Genomic DNA, 18,297 nt, shown 5'->3' with positions numbered 1-18,297 from the left:
GCAACGCCAAGTCTCGTCTGAACGCGCGCGCTAAATGAAGTCAAAGTTCATCCCCTGCTCGCTCCTAGCCATCTCTGCCGCATTGCTCACTCGCATGCTGCCGTATGCGGCTGGCTACGGTGCCGAGAAAAAGACCATCCTCGCGAATATTGCGATGTACTGGCAGAATCCCACGTGGCAGCACGGAGCGCTGGCACTGCCGGTGGCCTTGTTCATCCTCTGGCGGCGGCGTGAGCAGATCGCGGCGGTGCCTGCTCGGCCATCCAATGTCGGTTTTGCCATCGTCATCCTGGGACTGCTATTCTACTTCCTCGGTTATCTGGCGAATATCTTCTACTTCGGCTACGCAGGCATCATGCTAGTAGCAGCGGGCATGGCGGTGGCGCTAATGGGCTTGCGGCGTGCTTGGGAAGGTGTTTTCCCTTGGCTCATGTTAGGTTTTGCCTTCCCCCTCATCTTTTTGGAGAGCAGCCTTGCCATCAAGCTCCGTTATCTCATGCTCGATCTCACAAGTGGCGTGCTCAGCCTGCTCGGTGTCGGCGTGGTGCAGGAAGGGACCTCGCTTCTATCGCCTCCAAACGCTGCTGCGGGACGCGAATTGGGCGACGTCTTCAGTCTGAACATCGAAGGTCCCTGCTCCGGCATGCGCAGCCTTTTTGCGCTGATGTTTGTCGGTGCCTTATTCAGTTATTTCCGCCAAAACGGGCTACTGCAGCGTTGGGTGCTCTTTTTCACCACCTTCCCACTCGCCATCATCGCGAACATGGTGCGCATTCTCATTTTGCTCGGCACCTCCACCTTCATGGGGCAGGAGTTCGCAATAGGCAGTGCAGAGCAAGAGGTCTCCACCTTTCACTTCCTCACTGGCATCGTGACTTTCCTCGTTGCCTTAGCTGGGCTTCAGAGCATTTCCTGGCTCATGGACCGCTTTTGGAGCCGCAAACCCCAAACCGGAGCTCGTACAGTCTCCCGTCGCGTTAGCACTGCTGTTCCATGATTTGGCGTTCTTTACTTATTTTTGTCCTGTGTGCAGCGACAGCACTCCTGTGTCATTTTTCTGCCTCAGCACGTGGAGGGGACGATAGTGGGGTGATATCTCAGCTTCCGTTTGTAGCTGGTTCTTTTGTCGGCAGTGAGGAAAAAGCCTCCGAGATGGAAATCAAGCTTCTCCCGGCTGACTCCACACTCATTAAGAGAGCTTACCGTGATGCAGCAGCCAATGACACACTCCATGTATCCCTCGTCATCGCTGGGCAGGATACGCGGGCCATACATCGGCCTGAAGTCTGCCTCCCCGGCCAGGGTTGGACCATCACCAGCTCCACCGTCCGCCCTATTGAGATGAAAAACGGCACCACGCTGCATGTCCGCGACCTCGCCCTCGAAAAGCTCGATCAACGCACGGAAGGCAAAAAGCGCCTCATCCGCGCCCACTACATCTACTGGTTCGTCGGCAAAGGCGTCACCACCACCAGTGACTTCGCACGCCAGTGGCTTAGCTTCAAAGACAGCGTCTTCTCCGGCATCAATCACCGCTGGGCCTATCCCTCCGCTATGGCCTTCGTCACCCAAGGTATGGACCCACGGAAGACTGGCGAGCGTCCGCGTGACGACGCCGAGACCCTACGCATGCTCCTCAGCTTCATCCGCGACATCACGCCGAAATTCCAAAAAGACCTCGCCACCGGCACTCCCTGATGCAGCACCTCAAACAGTTCATCCTTCGGCACTTTGCCAGCAAGATACCCACCCTACTTCAGAGACCACTCTGGCAGTCCCTCATCACCTGCCGCAGGCTCTTGTGGAAACTGCGCAACTTCATCCCCGGCGTCCTCCTGCGGCGACTCCCCGGATCATCCCTCCAACTTGGTCCACCCCGCCACATCGCAGTCACCGTCGAGGAAGCCACCGGCCTGGCCACCTGCATCGAGGCATTCCCCGCCGGCCAAGCCCCACCCATCCAGCCACCGCAAAATCACATTCGCCCAGATGGCAAATCACTCATCGACAGCCTGCTCACACACCGCGACTACGAAGCCGCCAAAATCGCCATCCTCGAACAAGCTCGCGTCTATGGCCCCAACGGTGCCGTCATCAGCAGCTCGGACCAACTCATCGCCGAACTCTCCATGGAAATGGCACGCGCCTTCTCCCCGGAAACCCTCTCTAACCACTCCATTTACAGCCAGTGGCGGCTTCCTCCTCCCACTCAGCTCAGGGGGCTCACCGTCAGTCTCCTCGCTCTCTCCGTCAGCAATTACTACCACTGGATGCTCTTCGCCCTGCCCAAACTCGCACTCCTCCCCGCACTCGCACTCGACCCCGCATCCGTCGATCATTGGCTCATCCCCGCCTCGCCCGCCCGCTTTCATCTCGAGACCCTGCGAATGCTAGGCATCTCACCGGAAAAATGCGTCCCCACCTCCCCTCGCGGCCACTTCCAGGCACACCAACTCGTCGTCAGCAGCCCCTCCCTCATCAAACGCGGCATTCCGCCCTGGCTCTCCGCCTTCATGCGCGACTTCGCCCGCACACACCGCACGCCGACTTCACCCGTAGCCTCACGTCGGCTCTACATTTCCCGCCAAGACGCCTCCTACCGCCGCGTCCTCAATGAAGAGGCACTCCAGTCTAGGCTCCATGCCAGAGGCTTTCAGACTGTACAGGCAGACTCCTTCTCCGTCGCCCAGCAGATGGCCCTCTTTGCCGAAGCCGACCTCATCGTCGCCGTGCATGGTGCAGCCCTCGCCAATCTCGCCTTCTGCCGACCCGGCACCGCTCTCATCGAGCTATTCGCCGGTGCCTACGTCAACAATTGCTACGCCGTCTATGCCACCCAGACCGGTCTGCGTTATGGCGCAGTCATTGATCAAACAACTGAAGCCCAAGGAAATCTCGCAGCCAATCTCCAAGTCGATCTCGCCACTCTCGACCAAGTCCTCGATCAATTTGACGCCTGAAACACAGCTTCAATCGCTCCGACAATGGCTCCACCCCCTCGGCCAAGTCGTTGTCGCCTACTCCGGAGGCGTAGATAGCACGCTCGTGCTCAAGGCAGCCCTGTACACGCTCGGTCGTGAAAACGTCATCGCGCTGCTCGCCGTATCTCCCAGCCTTTCTCAAAGCGAAAAGCAAGAGGCCATCGCGCTCGCACAAAACCTTGGTGCGCGCTTAGAACAGCTCCCCACGACTGAAACGGACGATCCGCAGTATCAGGCCAATGCGCCCAATCGCTGCTACTTCTGTAAAGATAACGTGTACCGCGCCCTACGTCACTTTGCGGCTCAAAACGGCATCCCACATGTTCTGGATGGCATGAACGCCGATGACACGCTCGACCTACGCCCAGGCCGCGCGGCGGCTCGTGAACTCCAAATCCTCAGTCCACTCCACGAACTCGGTTTCACCAAAAAAAACGTCCGTGAAGCCGCTCAAGCACTCGAACTGCCGAATTGGGACAAACCTGCCGCAGCCTGCCTCGCCTCCCGCGTGCCCTATGGCACGGCGGTGACGCCGAAACTGCTCTCCACCATCGAACAAGCCGAAGCCGCGCTCTATCACCTGGGCTTCCGTGAACTCCGTGTCCGTCACCATGGCGATGTAGCACGCATCGAAGTGCCAGAGGCTGAACTCAGTCATGCCTTGGAAGAACGTATCGCCATCACCACCGCCCTGAAAGCCCTCGGGTATGTGTACATCACCCTCGACCTCGTTGGCCTGCGCTCTGGCAGTATGAACGAAGTCCTCACCGCTCGCTCCGCATGAACGAAGCCCGCCTCCGCGATCTCCTTTCCCAAGTCAGTCAGGGCAAACTGGCTGCGGATGCCGCGCTCGAGCGCCTGCGCACGCTCCCCTTTGCCGAAGTGGGCGACGTGCTCACCGACACGCACCGCCTCATCCGCCAGGGCTTTCCCGAGGCTGTCTTTGCAGAGAGTAAAACGCTCAACCAGATCACCGACGCACTCACTGCGCTGCTCGCCGGGAATGGCAGCGCCCTCGCCACGCGAGTCAGCGCACCAATCGCCGCCGAGCTCGCCCAGCGCTTCCCCACGGGCGTGTATGATAGCGTCTCGCGTCTCTACCGCATCGGCCAAATGGAGCGTGACTTTAAACAAGCCCCCATCCTCGTCGTGAGCGCAGGCACCAGTGATCAACCCGTTGCTGAAGAGGCTGCGCAGACGCTGGAATTCGGCGGAGCCAAAGTCACCCGCATTTCGGATGTCGGCGTCGCCGGTCTGCACCGCCTGCTTTCCAAACTCGACCTCCTGCGCAGTGCCAGCCTCATCATCGCCGTCGCAGGCATGGACGGGGCATTGCCCAGCGTCATCGGCGGCCTCGTCGCCGCGCCTGTGATCGCCGTGCCGACCAGCGTCGGCTACGGGGCCAGCCTCGGCGGCATTGCCGCATTACTGACCATGCTCAACTCCTGCGCCAGCGGCCTCACCGTCGTCAACATCGACAACGGTTGCGGTGCCGCCATCGCCGCGCTACGTTTTCTCCACCTCCATGCAACTGCATAAAGCCGGACTCCTCAATCGTGCCGCCAAAAAGGTGTCGCCCCTTCTTTCCAGCATCCTCACCGCAGGACCGCTCGAAAAGATCACCCGTGGCATCGACGCGTATGTGAACTTCCTCCTCGGACGCGGCTCCGGCACAGGCTGGGACCTGGAGTCAGAAGTCGCCTGTGCCAGCCAGCAGATCACCTCCAAAGCGCCCGTCATCTTCGACGTGGGTGCCAACATCGGGGAATGGTCCGTGTTCATGCACAAGTATCAGCCCCAGGCGCGGCTCTTCCTTTTTGAGCCTTCGCAGGAGTGCATCAAGCAGCTATTCGACAAGCACATCCCCAACGCCACCATCATCGGCAAAGCGTGCTCCCACCAAAGTGGTGTTGCCGACTTCTACGCCTCCAGTCCCACCGACGGCTCCGCGTCCCTGCACGCCCGTGGCGAATCCTACTTCGCTGAGGAAAAGTATCTCGTCAGTAGCGTGCCCACCACCACGATCGACGAGATCATGCACCTCGAAAGCTTGACGACCATCGACTTCCTAAAAATGGACGTCGAAGGCCATGAATACTCCGTGCTCGAAGGTGCTGCCGCAGCGCTGAAAAACCGCCGCATCCGCGCCCTTTCCTTTGAGTTTGGCGGTGGCAACATCAATTCCCGCACTTACTTCCGCGATTTTTGGAATCTGCTCACCTCCAGCGGTTTCAAATTCTACCGCGTCACGCCCGGCGGACGGCTTTTGCACCTCGACCACTACTACGAAGACCAGGAGTACTTCCGTGGCGTCTCGAACTACGTCTGCGTGCTTCAGTAGGAATCAGGTGCCCGCCGCGCTGCGAGTGCTGCGTTGACTTTCCTTTCCCGGCTCATACCCTCGTCGCATGACAACGACCTACACCCTCGATCTCGAGACCTCCACGGTCATCAGCCGCCTTGCGCAGCTCTGGAATGCCCCAGAGGCTGAAGTCATCAAGCGTGCGGTCAAAGCGGCCGCCCCCGCATCAAATTCCGACATCGCCATTCGCCTCGAAGCAGCTGAAAAGCTGCAAAAAAGTCTCGCTGCGCGCGGAGTGGACTTCGATGAGTGGCAAAGAGTCGTCCACGAATCTCGTCGCTGATCTCCTCCTCCTACGATGATCATTCATCTGGACACAAATTTTCTGATCGGGGCGCAAAAACCTGGAACAGTCCCAAATCAAAAGTTCTTGGAATGGCTGGCTTGTGGCGACCTCTTTGAAATCAGCGTCCTCGTTTGGGCAGAGTTTCTCTGCGGCTCACTGACTCATGAGGAAGAAGCCAGCGCTCGGTTGCTCATCAGTGCTCAGCACCCGATGAGCGATGGCCAAGCAGAACTTGGCGCGAAACTTTTCCGTGAAACAGGTCGTCGCAAACGCTCACTCGCCGACTGCCTCATCGCAGCCTGTGCCATCCTCGCGGACGCACCACTTGCCACGGAGAATCGCACGGACTTCGAAAAATTGGTGCCCCTTGGCCTCCGCCTCGCCTGAGTCCCCGCGTGCCCACCGCATGCACCTCGAAGACAGCCTCTATCCGCTACTGAAGCTCTATGAGAGTGCGCCGCAGCCTGTGAAGCTGCTCGCGGGCACGGTCTATCGCGCCATCCCGGCCTCGTGGCGGAATGGACCGGCATTTCCGACCTTTCAGCGTGACGCACGCGAGGTCGAAAACTGGGACGCAGACGCGATTCGTCGCTATCAGACCGCAGCGGTGCGTGAATCGCTCCTCGCGGCTTCAAAGGCTCCTTTTTATGCCAAACGCTTCGCCGAGCACGGCGTCGATCCCACGCGGTTTGAGTCGCTGGAGCAGCTTTCGGCCTATCCGCTGCTCACCAAGGACGAATTGCTCCGTGAACGCGAAAACCTCGCCAATCCCGCTTTGCGTCATGAACGCCTCCCCATGACCACCGGCGGCTCCAGCGGCATTCCAGTCGGTTTTGATCTGCATAAAGGCATCAGCCGACCCAAAGAGCAGGCCTACCTCGACGCCACCTGGGCACGCTGCGGCTATCGGCACGGAGACCGCGTCGCCGTCATTCGTGGCGGCGTCACCTCCACCCGTGCAGATGGCACCATCCGCTATCACGACGCCACACGCGACTGGCTTGTGCTTTCCTCTTCCCACCTCACTGCGGCACGCCTCAGCGACTATGCACGTGAGCTGAACCGCTTTCAGCCAAAGCATCTGCTCTGCTATCCCAGCGCCGCGCTCATGCTCATGCAGTTGGGCATCAAACTCGACTTTCCGCTCACCTCCTTGCTCTGCGGCTCTGAAAAACTCAGCGCCGAAGCGCAGCGCCTGCTTGAGGCTTACTTCAAAGTGCCCATCATGCACTGGTATGGCCACAGCGAGCGCGTCGTGCTCGCCGCGCAGCGTCCCGGCAGCACCGCGCTGCATTTTTGGCCCACCTACGGCCTCGTCGAGTTCGGTGAAGCCGACGCCGCTGGAAACCGCGAGATCATCGGCACCTCGTTTCATAATCACGTCATGCCGCTCATCCGCTACCGCACCGGTGACTTCGCCAGAGTGGCCGAATCTGCCTCGTGGCGTGTCGTCGAGGCCATCACCGGTCGCGATTACGAATTCCTCATCAGCCGCACCGGTCGCCGCATCTCCCTCACCGCCATCAACATGCACGACGACCTCTTTGACGGTCTGCTCGCCGTGCAGTTCCATCAGCACCAACCCGGAGAGGCCGAATGCCACCTTCTCCCCTCTCCAAACTGGTCCCGCGACCGCGAAGCCGTCATCCACAGCGGCCTGATGCAAAAACTCGGCGATGATTTCACGCTCACTCTCCGCGTCACCGATCACGTCGAACAAACCAGCGCCGGCAAACACCGGTGGCTAGTCACTTCGTTGAAATAACCGCTCATGTGCTCCATCGCCGGCTTTCTCAACTGCGGTGACTCCACTCTGCTGGAGCGCATCAACGCAACCATGCGCCACCGCGGACCCGACGCTTCCGGCGTGCAGTGGTTCGCGGAGATGAACAGCGGCCTCGCGCACAACCGCCTCGCCATCGTGGATCTCTCGCCCGGTGGTGCGCAGCCCATGCGCAGCAGTTGCGGCAGGCACTGGATCAGCTTCAACGGCGAGATCTACAACTACCGCGAACTGCGCCGCGAGCTGGAGGCCAAAGGCCACACCTTTCGCAGCAGCAGCGACACCGAAGTGCTCCTCGCTGCGCTCATCGAGTGGGGTGAAGGCTGCCTGAACAAACTCAGCGGCATGTTCGCCTTCGCGTGGATCGATTTGGACAAGCGCAGGCTCTTTGCCGCTCGTGACCAGCTCGGCATCAAGCCGTTCTACTTCACCAAAACCAGCGGCGGTGGTCTCGCCTTCGCCTCCGAGATCAAAGCGCTGCTCGCATGTCCCTTCGTCACCGCGCAGCGCGATGACGAGGCGCTGCGCAATCCGAACCGCTTCCTCATCGCCCCCAGCACCGGCTTCCTTGGCATCGACAAGCTCCCTGCGGGCCACACGCTCACCTGGCAGGACGGTAAACTCGAAACGCGTTGCTACTGGCAACTCGAGCCCACCGAGACGCTCACCGACGAAAACGAGGCCATCGAGCAGATCGGCGACCTCGTCGAAAAAGCCGTCGAGATGCAAATGATCGCCGATGTGCCGGTGGGCACTTTTTTGAGTGGCGGACTCGACTCCTCGCTCATCAGCGCCCTCATGCGTCGGCATAACACGGGCCGCATCGACGCCTTCACGATCAAATTTTCATCGCAGGACCAGAAGTTCGAAAAAGCCAGCGACGACGCCACCTACGCCCGCGTTGTGGCCGACAAGTTCGGCTTCAAGCTGCATGAATTCGAGATCGAGCCGAAGATCACCGAACTGCTGCCGAAGATGGTCTGGCACATGGACGAGCCGCTGTCTGATCCCGCCGCCGTGAACACCTATCTCATCTCGCAAGCCGCACGCGACATGGGAATCATCGTTTTGCTCAACGGCGTCGGTGGTGACGAAATCTTCGGCGGTTACCGCAAACACCTCGCCTGCCTCCACGCAGGCCGTTTCCAGTCCCTCACGCCTTCCTTCATCCGCAGTGGCATCTCACGCATCGTGGATGCCTTGCCCGTTGCGACCAAGAGCCGCGGTCTGCTGCTTCCTCGCATGATGAAGCGCTTCATGAGCTACGCCTCGCTCCCCGAGGCCGAGCGCTACCTCGCTGCCGACCTCGCACTCACACCACAGCGCTTCGCGGAGCTCTATCGCGGTGCCAATTACCACGCCACACCCTTCTGGCTCCGCCAGCAGGCCGCGCTGAACGCCCCCGGCCTCAGCTACCTCACGCGCATGTGCTTGAACGACACGCAAGTCTTCCTGCCGGAGCACAACCTCACCTACAGCGACAAAGCGACGATGGCCGCCAGCATCGAGACACGGCCACCCCTTGTCGATAAAGACGTCGCCGAGGCCATGTTCCGCGCCGCGCCGCATCTGCGCATCCAGGGCAGCATCCAGAAGCATCTCCTCAAACGCATCGGTGCCAAACATCTGCCGCACGATGTCGTCTATCGCCCCAAAGCCAGCTTCAACAGCCCGCTGCGCAGTTGGATGCGCGGCCCGCTGCGTACCGTCATCGACGAATTCCTGTCCGACACCCAGATCAACTCCCGCGGCCTCCACGACGCCAAAGTCGTCCGCCGCATGATCGAAGACGACCGCGCCGGCCGCGAGGATCACAGCATGTGGCTCTGGACGCTGCTCACCACCGAGCTCTGGCACCGCACCTTCCTCGACAAAACGCCGAGCGGTCCTGTGACGCTGTGACTTCGTCCTCGTCCTCCTACTCGAACTCGTCCTCGATCCAGGCACTCCGCCATAGTCCATGAACTCCGCACTTCACAAGCAAACTCTCGAAAACCCGCGCCAGCGTCGTGGAGTGCGTGCGGCAGAGATGCCGGAGCCATCCGGCATCGGCGACGCCGCTGTCGAGTGCGGGAAGAACGCCCTGAGTCCTTAGAAAACCGCCAAGCACGCGACAGCGGTGTCGCGCCAAGGCTTGCCACCGCACTCCACGACGCTGACGCGCCCAACGATCACCGCTTAACAGAAGTCCTCTCCATACCCATCGCCCACGCTACGATCGAGGACGAGTTCGAGTAGAAGGACGAAGACGACACAAACACTCTCCGCTTCTTCCCCCATGAAACAACTCGCTCAATACCAAGACGGACGCCTTGAACTGCAAGAGGTTGCCGTGCCGGTGCCGCCGCCGGGTGGGATCGTCGTGCGCACGACGTGCACGGTCATCTCACCGGGCACGGAGAAGATGAAGGTCGATCAAGCACGCATGTCCTTGCTCGAAAAAGCCCGCGCTCGGCCGGATCAGGTGCGCAAGGTGCTCGATACCGTGCGCACACTCGGCTGGAAGGCGGCGCTCGAAAAGGTGCGCAATCGTTTGGAGTCGCCCACACCGCTCGGTTACTCCGCGGCGGGTGTCGTCGTCGCGGTGGATGAGGCGAATCCGCGATTCCGCATCGGCGACCGCGTCGCGTGCGGCGGTGCGGAGTGTGCTCACCATGCCGAGATGCTCGGCGTGCCCGATTTGCTCGCGGCGAAGATTCCCGATGGCGTGGAAGACTGGCAGGCGGCTTACACGACGCTCGCCTCCATCTCGATGGAAGGCGTGCGGCAGTCCGGCGTGCGATTGGGCGAGCGCGTGCTCGTCATCGGCCAAGGATTGATCGGTTTGCTCGCCACGAGCTTGCTCAGAAGCGCAGGCGCACGCGTGATGGCCACCGATTTGAACGAAGGAAGGCTCCAAGTCGCCACCGCAATGGGCGCGGAGCGTGTCGTCACCACCGGCGTCGAAAACGCCGTGCGCGAATGGACGGATGGCGTCGGCGTGGATGCCGTGCTCGTGTGCATCGGCGGCAAAGGCGGCTCCGTTTCGCAAACCGTGATCAACTGCCTGCGGGATCGCGGCACGATGGTCATCGTCGGCATGCACGATGCCGAGCTGCCGTGGAAGACCGCCTACATGAAGGACATCACGGTCAAATACAGCCGCAGCTACGGCCCGGGCCGCTACGATCCGCAGTATGAATGGGGCGGTCGCGATTACCCCATCGGCCACGTCCGCTGGACGGAGAACCGCAACTTTGAAGCCTGCCTCGAACTCATGCGCACCGGCCAGCTCGATCTGCGCCCCGTGACGACGAAGCACATCGCCTTCAGCGAGATTACGACAGCCTATGACCAGCTCGCAGACGCAGTGGGGATCGTGGTCGAATATGAAAGTGCTCAGTGCTCAGTGCTTAGTGCTCAGTCGGAGGCTGCAGAGGTAAAACTAAGCACTAAGCACTCCGCACTAAGCACTTTGTCTTCAGCCTGTTCGTCACTCGACGTCATCGGTGCCGGCAACTTCGCCCGCACGATGCTGCTGCCGCATTTGAAGGGCAAAATTCCGTTCGGGACTATCGTGAATGGCACGGGGCTCTCGGCGCGGCATGTAAAGGAAAAGTTTGGCTTTGCTGCGGCGGAGACAGATGCCTCCAAAGCGACGGGAAAGGCCGTTTTGATCGGCACGCGGCATCATTTGCACGCGCAGCAGGTCATCTCGGCGTTGAAGGCCGGGAAGCAGGTGTTTGTCGAAAAACCGCTTTGTCTCACCGAGGCCGAATTGGCCGAAATCGACGCGGAAATGGCCCAAACAACCGGCAGCGTCATGGTGGGCTTCAATCGACGTTTTGCTCCTGCGGCCATCGAAATGAAAAAACGGCTCGATGCGGCTCCAGGCGTCAAATCGCTCGCCTACCACGTCTGCGCGGGCGTTTTGGCCCCGGATCACTGGTATGCGAATGTCGAGGAGAGTGGTGGCCGCGTGCTGGGTGAGGCTTGCCACATGCTCGACCTCGCTTGTTACCTGCTCGGCACACCCAAACGCGTCAGCGCCCAGCCACTCGGCCCGGACACCGCCGCCGCGCAGGTCGAGTTTGAAAACGGCCACACCTTCCAGCTCATTTACACCGCCGAAGGTGACTCCTCCTTCCCCAAAGAAACCATCCGCGCCTTCGCCCCCGGCCTCATCCTCGACTGCGAGAACTTCATGAAGCTCAGCATCTGGAAAAGCCGCAAGCAACAGACCCTCAAATACACCAGCAAAGGCCACGCTGAGGAAATGGCCGCCTGGAGCAGCTATTTGAACGGCGAACGCGACCACCCGCTGCCGTACGCGCAGTCATGGCAAAGCATGGCGCTGACCTTTGCGGTGCTGCGGAGCATCCGAGAAGCGCACACCGTGATGCTTGGTGCCTAATTTGGACAGGATTCACAGGATTACAGGATTATGCAGGATTAGCTCTTCGTGGTTCGGGTATTTGTTCGCGTATGAGAATCCAGGACGAAAGCAGCGCATCATATCGAAAGGAGTTCCGAACTACAAACCCGTGAATCCTGCATAATCCTGAAAATCTTGTTAATCCTGTCCTATCAGCCCTCTGTTCCTCACAGACTTTCTTCTTCACCTCCATCTCTTTCTTTTTCATCATGAATGTCTCTATCTTCGGTCTCGGTTACGTCGGCGCGGTCACAGCGGGTTGTCTTGCGGATCAAGGGCACACGATCATCGGCGCGGATGTGCAGCAGGGGAAGGTGGATGCCTTCAACAGCGGTGCTTCGCCGATCATTGAGCCGGAATTGGATGACTTGCTGCGTCGTGCACGGCGTGAAAACCGGCTGCGGGCCACGACGGACGCAGCGGAGGCCGTGGAGGCGAGCGAGGTGAGCATCGTGTGCGTGGGCACACCATCGCTAGAGTCGGGAAGGCTCAATCTAGACTTTGTGCGCAAAGTTTCGCAGCAGATCGCGGACGCGATCGCGAAGAAGGAGCGGCCGCATGTGCTGATCTTTCGCTCCACGATGCTGCCGGGCAGCACGCGCGTCATGGTGCGTGACTTTTTCGAACCGCTGCGGGCTGCGGGCAAAGTGCGCATCTACTACTGCCCGGAATTTTTGCGCGAAGGCACGGCGGTGAAGGATTTCCGCGAGCCATCGCTGGCCGTCGTCGGTACGCACGATGGGCAATCGCCCGAAAGCGATGAAGCGCGTCAGCTTCTCGGCGGCAAACCGGCCGTGCTGGCCTGGGAAGGCGCGGAGACGATCAAATACGCCTGCAACTACTTCCACGCGCTGAAGGTCGGCTTCGCGAATGAGATCGGCCGCGTGTGCAAGCACCTCGGTGAAGATGGCTCCCGCGTGATGGAGGTGGTGTGCGCGGACACGAAGCTGAACATCTCGTCGTATTACATGCGACCGGGGGAATCCGTTCGGCGGCTCGTGTTTGCCGAAGGATGTGAGTGCGTTGAAGTCTTTTGCTCGCATGGAGGGCATCAGCCTGCCGCTGCTGGAGAACACGCTCGATACGAACCACGCGCACCTCGATCAGCTCATCAAACTCATCCTCGGCAAAGAGAAGCGCCGCATCGGCCTGCTCGGGCTCGCCTTCAAAGCGGACACGGATGACCTGCTCGGCAGCCCGATGGTCGCCGTGGCGGAAACGCTGCTCGGTCGCGGCTACGAGCTCTCGATCTACGATCCGCAGCTCAATCTCGCCCGCCTGATCGGTGCGAACGCGAATGAAATCCAACGCCGCATGCCGCATCTCGCGTCCCTGCTGCGCCAAAGCCCGCGCGAGGTGATCGAGAGCAGTGAAATCATCGTCGCCAGCCAGCGCTGTGCGCGATTGGATGAGATCGTGTCATCCGCGAGGGCGGAGCAGACGGTGATCGATGTGAATGGCTGGCCCGATTTGAAGAATGGGGCGTGGAGGTATGAGGGGCTTTGCTGGTGAGGGGTTTGAATGGGTTTGGAGGGCCTATGATGCTTGAAACTATCCTCAAAAGCGTTCTTGAGCTGGGCAGAAAAACGATACACTTAACTTCATGAGTGCAGCTGTAGCCCATCTCCTGAACGAAGCCCTGCTTTTGCCGACCGAGTCGCGGATCGAACTCGTGGAGGCTGTTTTGGAGCGTTCGGAGCCTTCGCCGGAGTTTATCAGTCAGCAGATGGAAGTGGTGGCGCGGAGGATGGAGAATGTGCGAACAGGGGCTTCTCGTTTGATTCCTGCCGAAGAGGCGCATCAGCGTGTTTTGGACAGCTTGAAGCTTCGTGCATGAATGTTCGGTTCGAAGAGGAAGCTTGGATTGAGTACCAGGAGGCGGCGCAGTACTCGGAAGATCGCTTTGGGCTAGGCAGGCAGTTTGTGGCGGCAGTTCAGGTAGCTTTGAGTGACATCGCCAAGGATCCCGAGCGGTATCAGAGGGTCGGGCAAAGAGTCCACATCTTCCGCATGAAACGGTTTCCCTATTACCTGTTTTACCAGCACGAAGCGGAGCAAGAAACAGTGACTATCTACGCAGTGTCACACCACAAACGCAGGCCGGATTATTGGCGCGGCAGGCTTTGGGATAATTGATCCAAACACTCTCTTCATGCGCATTCTCATCATCGTCGAAAATCTCCCGGTGCCGTTGGACCGGCGTGTTTGGCAGGAGGCGTGTGCGTTGCGGGATGCGGGGCATGATGTGACGGTGATTTGTCCGCAGATGCGCGGTTACACGACGCCGTATGAGGTGCTGGAGGGGATCACGATCTACCGGCACTGGATCAGTGGCGAGGCGAAGGGCGTGAAGGGCTTTTTGATGGAGTATGCTTCGGCGCTTTGGGGCGAGCTGTGCTGCGCGGTGAAGGCGTGGCGGACGAAGGGCTTTGATGTGATCCACTTGTGCAATCCGCCGGATTTGCTGTTCCTAGTGGCGCTGCCGTTCAAGCTGCTGGCGGGCGTGCGCGTGATCTTTGACGTGCACGATTTGTGGCCGGAGATGTTTGAGGCGAAGTTCGGCAAGCGTGGGCTCATGTACTGGGCGGTGCGCGCGGCGGAACGCGGCACGCTGGCGCTGGCAGACGCGGTGATGGCGACGAATCAGAGCGTGCTGGCCGCCGTGAAGCAGCGCGGGCGGAAGGCGGATGATGAAGTCTTCGTGGTGCGCACGGCGCCGAACAAACTGAATACGAGTTTGCCTGAGGACGCGGCTTTGAAGAAGGGAAGAAAGTACCTCGTGGGCTACATCGGCGTGCTGGGGAATGCGGACGGCGTGAATTACCTGATCGAGGCCGCGAAACACATCGTGCAGACGCGGAAGCGTGAGGATGTGCAGTTCCTGCTGATGGGCAGCGGCCCGGAGCATGCGGATCTGGTGAAGCAGCGTGATGAGATGGGCCTCGGGGCCTTCGTGGACATGCCGGGGCGTGTTTCGAACGAGTTTTTGTTCGCCGGTTTGAAGACGATGGACCTAGGCGTGGCCTGTGACCCGATCAATGACTACAACGACCACTGCACGATGAACAAGACGCTGGAGTACATGGCCTTCGGCAAGGCGCAGGTAATGTTTGGCACGCGAGAGGGCATGTTCAGCGCGGGCGACGCGGCGCGGTATGTGATGGAAAACAGCGCGGAGAAGCTGGGCGATGCCATTTTGGAAATGCTCGACGACCCAGCCGTGCGTGAGCGCATGGGGAGGATCGGCTACGAACGACTGACAACAGAGCTGTGCTGGGAGAAGTCGGTGGAGCTGAGCCTGCGGACGTATGAGCGGGCTTTAGCTGCGTGAGTCACTGCTGGCGACTTTGGCAAAGAGTGATTTTTGGCGGATGAAGATACCTCAAAGACGTGATACGAAAAAGCGGCGATGGCCACGGTCAGCGCTAGCGTGAGCGGGTAATGAATCCAGGGCGAGAAAGGCGCGGCTTTGACCGAGGTGAACGCCAAGACGATCGCCACGGGATGCCACATGTAGATGCCGTAGGAGATGCGCCCGAGGTAGTTCATCACCCTGGTTTCCAGGACAAGCGATGCACGGCGATCTTGGACGATATTGAGAAGGATCACGGCGAAGCAGATTGAGAGGGCGATAGGGTAGTAGCTAGGTGCCTTTTCGCTGCGCAAGAAAAGCCAAGCTGCGATCCCCGTGGAGATGAGGTATGCGGAAGGGCTTCGCAGGTATTTTAGAAAAGGGTGATTGGTATGCAGTAGCCAAGCTGCTAGGCTGCCAAAGGCCAGGGCATCGATGCGAAATGTCACCATGAATTTGGCCAGTGGCATGAGGCTATCGATGGTCGAAGCACTTTGCGTGCTCAGCCAACTGAAAAAGCCGTGGAATAAGAGGCCGTAGCCAACGCAGATGCCGAGAATGATCAAGATTCTGCGTTTGAAATACCTTCATCAGCACGGGCCAGACGAGGTAGAATTGTTCTTCGACGCCGATGGACCAAGTCTGGCCTGCAAAAGGCAGTGGATGAAGAAAAATGGCAGCCAGATTGGGCAGCAACAAGGCATAGCAGGCGAGTCCTGCGATGGAATGGCGAATAGCGGAGGTGTGCTCTCCTGCGATGATGGGAAAGAATACTGGCCAGACAAAGAGCGCTAGGGCTACGACCAAAAAGTACAATGGCCATGTGCGCAGTATTCGCCGCACATAAAAGTGTCTGACGGAGATGGTTCCGGTTTTGGTTTCTTCCTCCAGCAGCAAGTAGGTGATCAAAAAACCGCTGAGGACGAAAAACAAATAGACGCCGCCTTTTCCTAATAAGGTGATCGTGTTACTGCCAAGTGCACTAGGAAGGCCGACTTCGGTTTAAACTGCTCCACATGATGAATGATGACCCCGAGTGCCGCGAGAAAACGGAGGCCGTTCAAATTGGGGAAATACAGTTTTGGCATTGAAGAATTAGGAACTTAACGGGTTGGCGCTCAAGGTGTCAATCCATGTCGAACATGAAACCTCTCTCGAAACTCCACTGGCTCTACCACCGGCTCCGCGCGATGCCGCTAGGGAGATCGCGGGCCGTGTGCGGGCAAAGGCGGTGGAGGCGGCGGTGCCGCTCGCGAAGAAGGGCTGGGAGATGTTTCAGCTCGGGGCGGTGTGTGAGTCTTCTTTGAAGCTGCCGGTGAAGGAGAGTGCTCCGGCGGTGCTGCGTGAGGCTGTGCGGGCGGATGCGGTGCGGATTATGGAGGGGCGATTGCTGCTGCTCGGCTGGAAGGAGGCACAGGTGAGCCGCCCGCCAGTGTGGAGCCGCGATGAAGTGCATGACGTGGCGATTCCGATGACGGTGAAGGATTACCGGCATCTGGAGGGTGGTGCGGATGCTCGCTGCGCATGGGAGATCGCGCGGTGGAGTGAGATGGTGCGGCTGGCGCAGGATGCGTGGCTGAATGGCGAGCTGGTGTCGCTAAAGACGGCCCAGATGTGGATGCACGATTGGATTGAGAAGAATCCGGTGGGGCAGGGGATTCACTGGACGAGCCCGCTGGAGGGGGCGCTGCGGTTGATGAATTTTTGCTGGATCGATGCTCTAACGCGGGCCTGTGGGGACGAACAGATGATCGCGGAGCAGGAGCGGATCGCGCAGGCGTTTGTGCCGATGCATGCGTGGTGGGTGTGGCGGAAGAGGTCGTTTGGCTCCTCGGCGAATAATCATCTGATGGGTGAGCTGGCGGCGCTGGTGATGGTGACGAAGCGCTGGCCGGAGCTGGGCAAACGACTGCGCGATGCGGAGTCGATTTGGAAAATGCTCGAGACCGAGGTGCTGCGGCAGCTTGCGGAGGATGGTGGGAACAAGGAGCAGGGTTTGCATTATCATCTCTTCGCGTGGGAGATGGCTTGGCAGGCTGGAAGAGTGGTGGATGGGCTGCGTGGACCGGTGCTGGAGCGTTTGCGGGATGCGGCGCGGTTTTTCTGCGATCTGTCGATGGGTGGATGGGATTTTGGCGACAGCGATGATGCGCAGATCACACCGCTGACTCTGGAGCGTGCGCATGCGGAGCGTGAATGGCGTGCGTGGATGCTGGGCGAAGCTGGGGGAGTGAGTTTGAGGTTTTGGCTGGGCGATGCGCCGAGGTTTGAGGCTTCGGCATCGCGGAGATGGCTGCGCTACGCGGAATGCGGGCAGGCGATGTGGCGTGATCTGGCATGGACGGTGCGCGTGGATGGCTCGCCGCTGGGTTTTGGGCCGCTGGCGGCGCATGGGCACCTGGATGCGCTGCATGCGTCGATTTGGGTGCAAAACGTGCCGCTGGTGATCGATCCGGGAACGGGCTCGTATTACGGGAATGCGGCTTTGAGGTCGAAATTGGCGGCTTGGGAGGCTCACAATGGGCCGGTGCCAATTTCGGGCCGAGAGACGCCGAAACGTGCGGGGCCGTTTTTATGGATGAATCATCACGCGAGGCCGGATTTGGCCGTGGAAGGCGAAAAGTGCTCGGTGGGCCTCGATGGCGTGCAGCGTGTGGTGAGCGTTTTGGAGGCAGACAGGAGTGTCTGCATCACAGACACGTTAAACGATGAAATAGAGCACGTCGTGACGTGGCAGTTTTCGCCGGATTGGGCGGTGGAGGCGATTTCGAAGCATTATTTCACTTTGAGGCATGTGGGAGGCCTGACGGTGAATTTGACGGTGAAGGGGGATGGCGTCGGATCGACGGAGGTCGTGCTCAATACGGTTTCACCTCGGTTTGCGCAGGTGAGTGATGCCGCGGCGGTGCGGGTGAGGTTCACGGGCAGTCTGGCGAGCACGTTCTCGCTCTGAGGTGGCTGCGGGCTGTGAGGAGGTGGTGACTGATGGCGGTAGCTTTGGCCTGAACGGACGAAGCGGATGCTGCGGAGGATCAGCGCTCCAGCCACAGTGTGCTGGTGCGGAAATCGAGGGTCATGCGATAGTTTTGCCAGAAGCGGCTGCCGATGCGCATGGGGCC

The 18,297-nt window shown here is 59.8% G+C and carries 17 protein-coding genes and 1 pseudogene; 16 read left to right on the top strand and 2 right to left on the bottom strand.

The window, feature by feature from the left end; genetic code table 11:
• Positions 1 to 34: 34 nt before the first annotated feature.
• From IPK32_19470 to IPK32_19400, 15 genes and pseudogenes are all read left to right on the top strand, one after another.
• Positions 35 to 997: an exosortase/archaeosortase family protein gene (locus IPK32_19470; protein ID MBK8094084.1), complete on the top strand. Its 963-nt coding sequence runs from the start codon at positions 35 to 37 to the stop codon at positions 995 to 997.
• The gene (gene epsI, locus IPK32_19465; protein MBK8094083.1) at positions 994 to 1,698 is read left to right on the top strand and encodes an EpsI family protein; all 705 of its coding nucleotides are present in this window, start codon (positions 994 to 996) and stop codon (positions 1,696 to 1,698) included. Before IPK32_19470 ends, epsI begins: the two co-directional genes overlap by 4 nt.
• Positions 1,698 to 2,960 (top strand): glycosyltransferase family 61 protein, encoded by a 1,263-nt coding sequence (locus IPK32_19460; GenBank protein MBK8094082.1) that lies wholly within the window; start codon positions 1,698 to 1,700, stop codon positions 2,958 to 2,960. Before epsI ends, IPK32_19460 begins: the two co-directional genes overlap by 1 nt.
• On the top strand, positions 2,854 to 3,765 hold the full coding sequence (gene larE / locus IPK32_19455) for an ATP-dependent sacrificial sulfur transferase LarE (GenBank protein MBK8094081.1): 912 nt from the start codon (positions 2,854 to 2,856) through the stop codon (positions 3,763 to 3,765). Before IPK32_19460 ends, larE begins: the two co-directional genes overlap by 107 nt.
• Positions 3,762 to 4,520, top strand: coding sequence for a nickel pincer cofactor biosynthesis protein LarB (gene larB, locus IPK32_19450; GenBank protein MBK8094080.1), 759 nt, complete (start codon positions 3,762 to 3,764; stop codon positions 4,518 to 4,520). The genes larE and larB overlap by 4 nt, the downstream gene beginning before the upstream one ends.
• The gene (locus IPK32_19445) at positions 4,507 to 5,322 is read left to right on the top strand and encodes an FkbM family methyltransferase (GenBank protein ID MBK8094079.1); all 816 of its coding nucleotides are present in this window, start codon (positions 4,507 to 4,509) and stop codon (positions 5,320 to 5,322) included. Before larB ends, IPK32_19445 begins: the two co-directional genes overlap by 14 nt.
• 67 nt (positions 5,323 to 5,389) lie before the next feature.
• Entirely contained in the window at positions 5,390 to 5,626 is a 237-nt protein-coding gene (locus IPK32_19440) for a hypothetical protein (protein MBK8094078.1), read from the top strand.
• A gap of 15 nt (positions 5,627 to 5,641) precedes the next feature.
• On the top strand, positions 5,642 to 6,016 hold the full coding sequence (locus IPK32_19435; GenBank protein MBK8094077.1) for a PIN domain-containing protein: 375 nt from the start codon (positions 5,642 to 5,644) through the stop codon (positions 6,014 to 6,016).
• On the top strand, positions 5,997 to 7,394 hold the full coding sequence (locus IPK32_19430; protein ID MBK8094076.1) for a phenylacetate--CoA ligase family protein: 1,398 nt from the start codon (positions 5,997 to 5,999) through the stop codon (positions 7,392 to 7,394). Before IPK32_19435 ends, IPK32_19430 begins: the two co-directional genes overlap by 20 nt.
• Before the next feature lie 6 nt (positions 7,395 to 7,400).
• Positions 7,401 to 9,314, top strand: coding sequence for an asparagine synthase (glutamine-hydrolyzing) (asnB, locus tag IPK32_19425; GenBank protein ID MBK8094075.1), 1,914 nt, complete (start codon positions 7,401 to 7,403; stop codon positions 9,312 to 9,314).
• A gap of 376 nt (positions 9,315 to 9,690) precedes the next feature.
• Positions 9,691 to 11,805 (top strand): bi-domain-containing oxidoreductase, encoded by a 2,115-nt coding sequence (locus tag IPK32_19420; protein MBK8094074.1) that lies wholly within the window; start codon positions 9,691 to 9,693, stop codon positions 11,803 to 11,805.
• Positions 11,806 to 12,035: 230 nt separating this feature from the next.
• Positions 12,036 to 13,338: pseudogene (locus IPK32_19415) on the top strand (UDP-glucose/GDP-mannose dehydrogenase family protein).
• A gap of 91 nt (positions 13,339 to 13,429) precedes the next feature.
• Positions 13,430 to 13,663: an addiction module protein gene (locus IPK32_19410; protein ID MBK8094073.1), complete on the top strand. Its 234-nt coding sequence runs from the start codon at positions 13,430 to 13,432 to the stop codon at positions 13,661 to 13,663.
• Complete coding sequence (locus tag IPK32_19405) at positions 13,660 to 13,962, top strand: type II toxin-antitoxin system RelE/ParE family toxin (GenBank protein ID MBK8094072.1); 303 nt, start codon at positions 13,660 to 13,662, stop codon at positions 13,960 to 13,962. Before IPK32_19410 ends, IPK32_19405 begins: the two co-directional genes overlap by 4 nt.
• A 16-nt stretch (positions 13,963 to 13,978) precedes the next feature.
• Positions 13,979 to 15,157 (top strand): glycosyltransferase family 4 protein, encoded by a 1,179-nt coding sequence (locus IPK32_19400; protein MBK8094071.1) that lies wholly within the window; start codon positions 13,979 to 13,981, stop codon positions 15,155 to 15,157.
• Here the strand turns inward: IPK32_19400 and IPK32_19395 are convergent.
• Together IPK32_19395 and IPK32_19390 are read right to left on the bottom strand one after the other, a co-directional pair.
• Positions 15,073 to 15,744 (bottom strand): acyltransferase, encoded by a 672-nt coding sequence (locus tag IPK32_19395; GenBank protein ID MBK8094070.1) that lies wholly within the window; start codon positions 15,742 to 15,744, stop codon positions 15,073 to 15,075. The genes IPK32_19400 and IPK32_19395 overlap by 85 nt on opposite strands.
• The gene (locus IPK32_19390; GenBank protein MBK8094069.1) at positions 15,653 to 16,111 is read right to left on the bottom strand and encodes an acyltransferase; all 459 of its coding nucleotides are present in this window, start codon (positions 16,109 to 16,111) and stop codon (positions 15,653 to 15,655) included. The genes IPK32_19395 and IPK32_19390 overlap by 92 nt, the downstream gene beginning before the upstream one ends.
• Before the next feature lie 190 nt (positions 16,112 to 16,301).
• Here IPK32_19390 and IPK32_19385 point away from each other — a divergent pair, with 190 nt between their 5' ends.
• Positions 16,302 to 18,131 (top strand): heparinase II/III family protein, encoded by a 1,830-nt coding sequence (locus IPK32_19385; GenBank protein MBK8094068.1) that lies wholly within the window; start codon positions 16,302 to 16,304, stop codon positions 18,129 to 18,131.
• Positions 18,132 to 18,297: the final 166 nt, after the last annotated feature.

The organism is Verrucomicrobiaceae bacterium, assembly GCA_016713035.1.
In the GTDB taxonomy this organism is placed as follows: Bacteria; Verrucomicrobiota; Verrucomicrobiia; order Verrucomicrobiales; family Verrucomicrobiaceae; genus Prosthecobacter.
The sequence above is the reverse complement of the archived record's forward strand: the minus strand, read 5'-3'. Positions and strand labels throughout refer to the sequence as shown.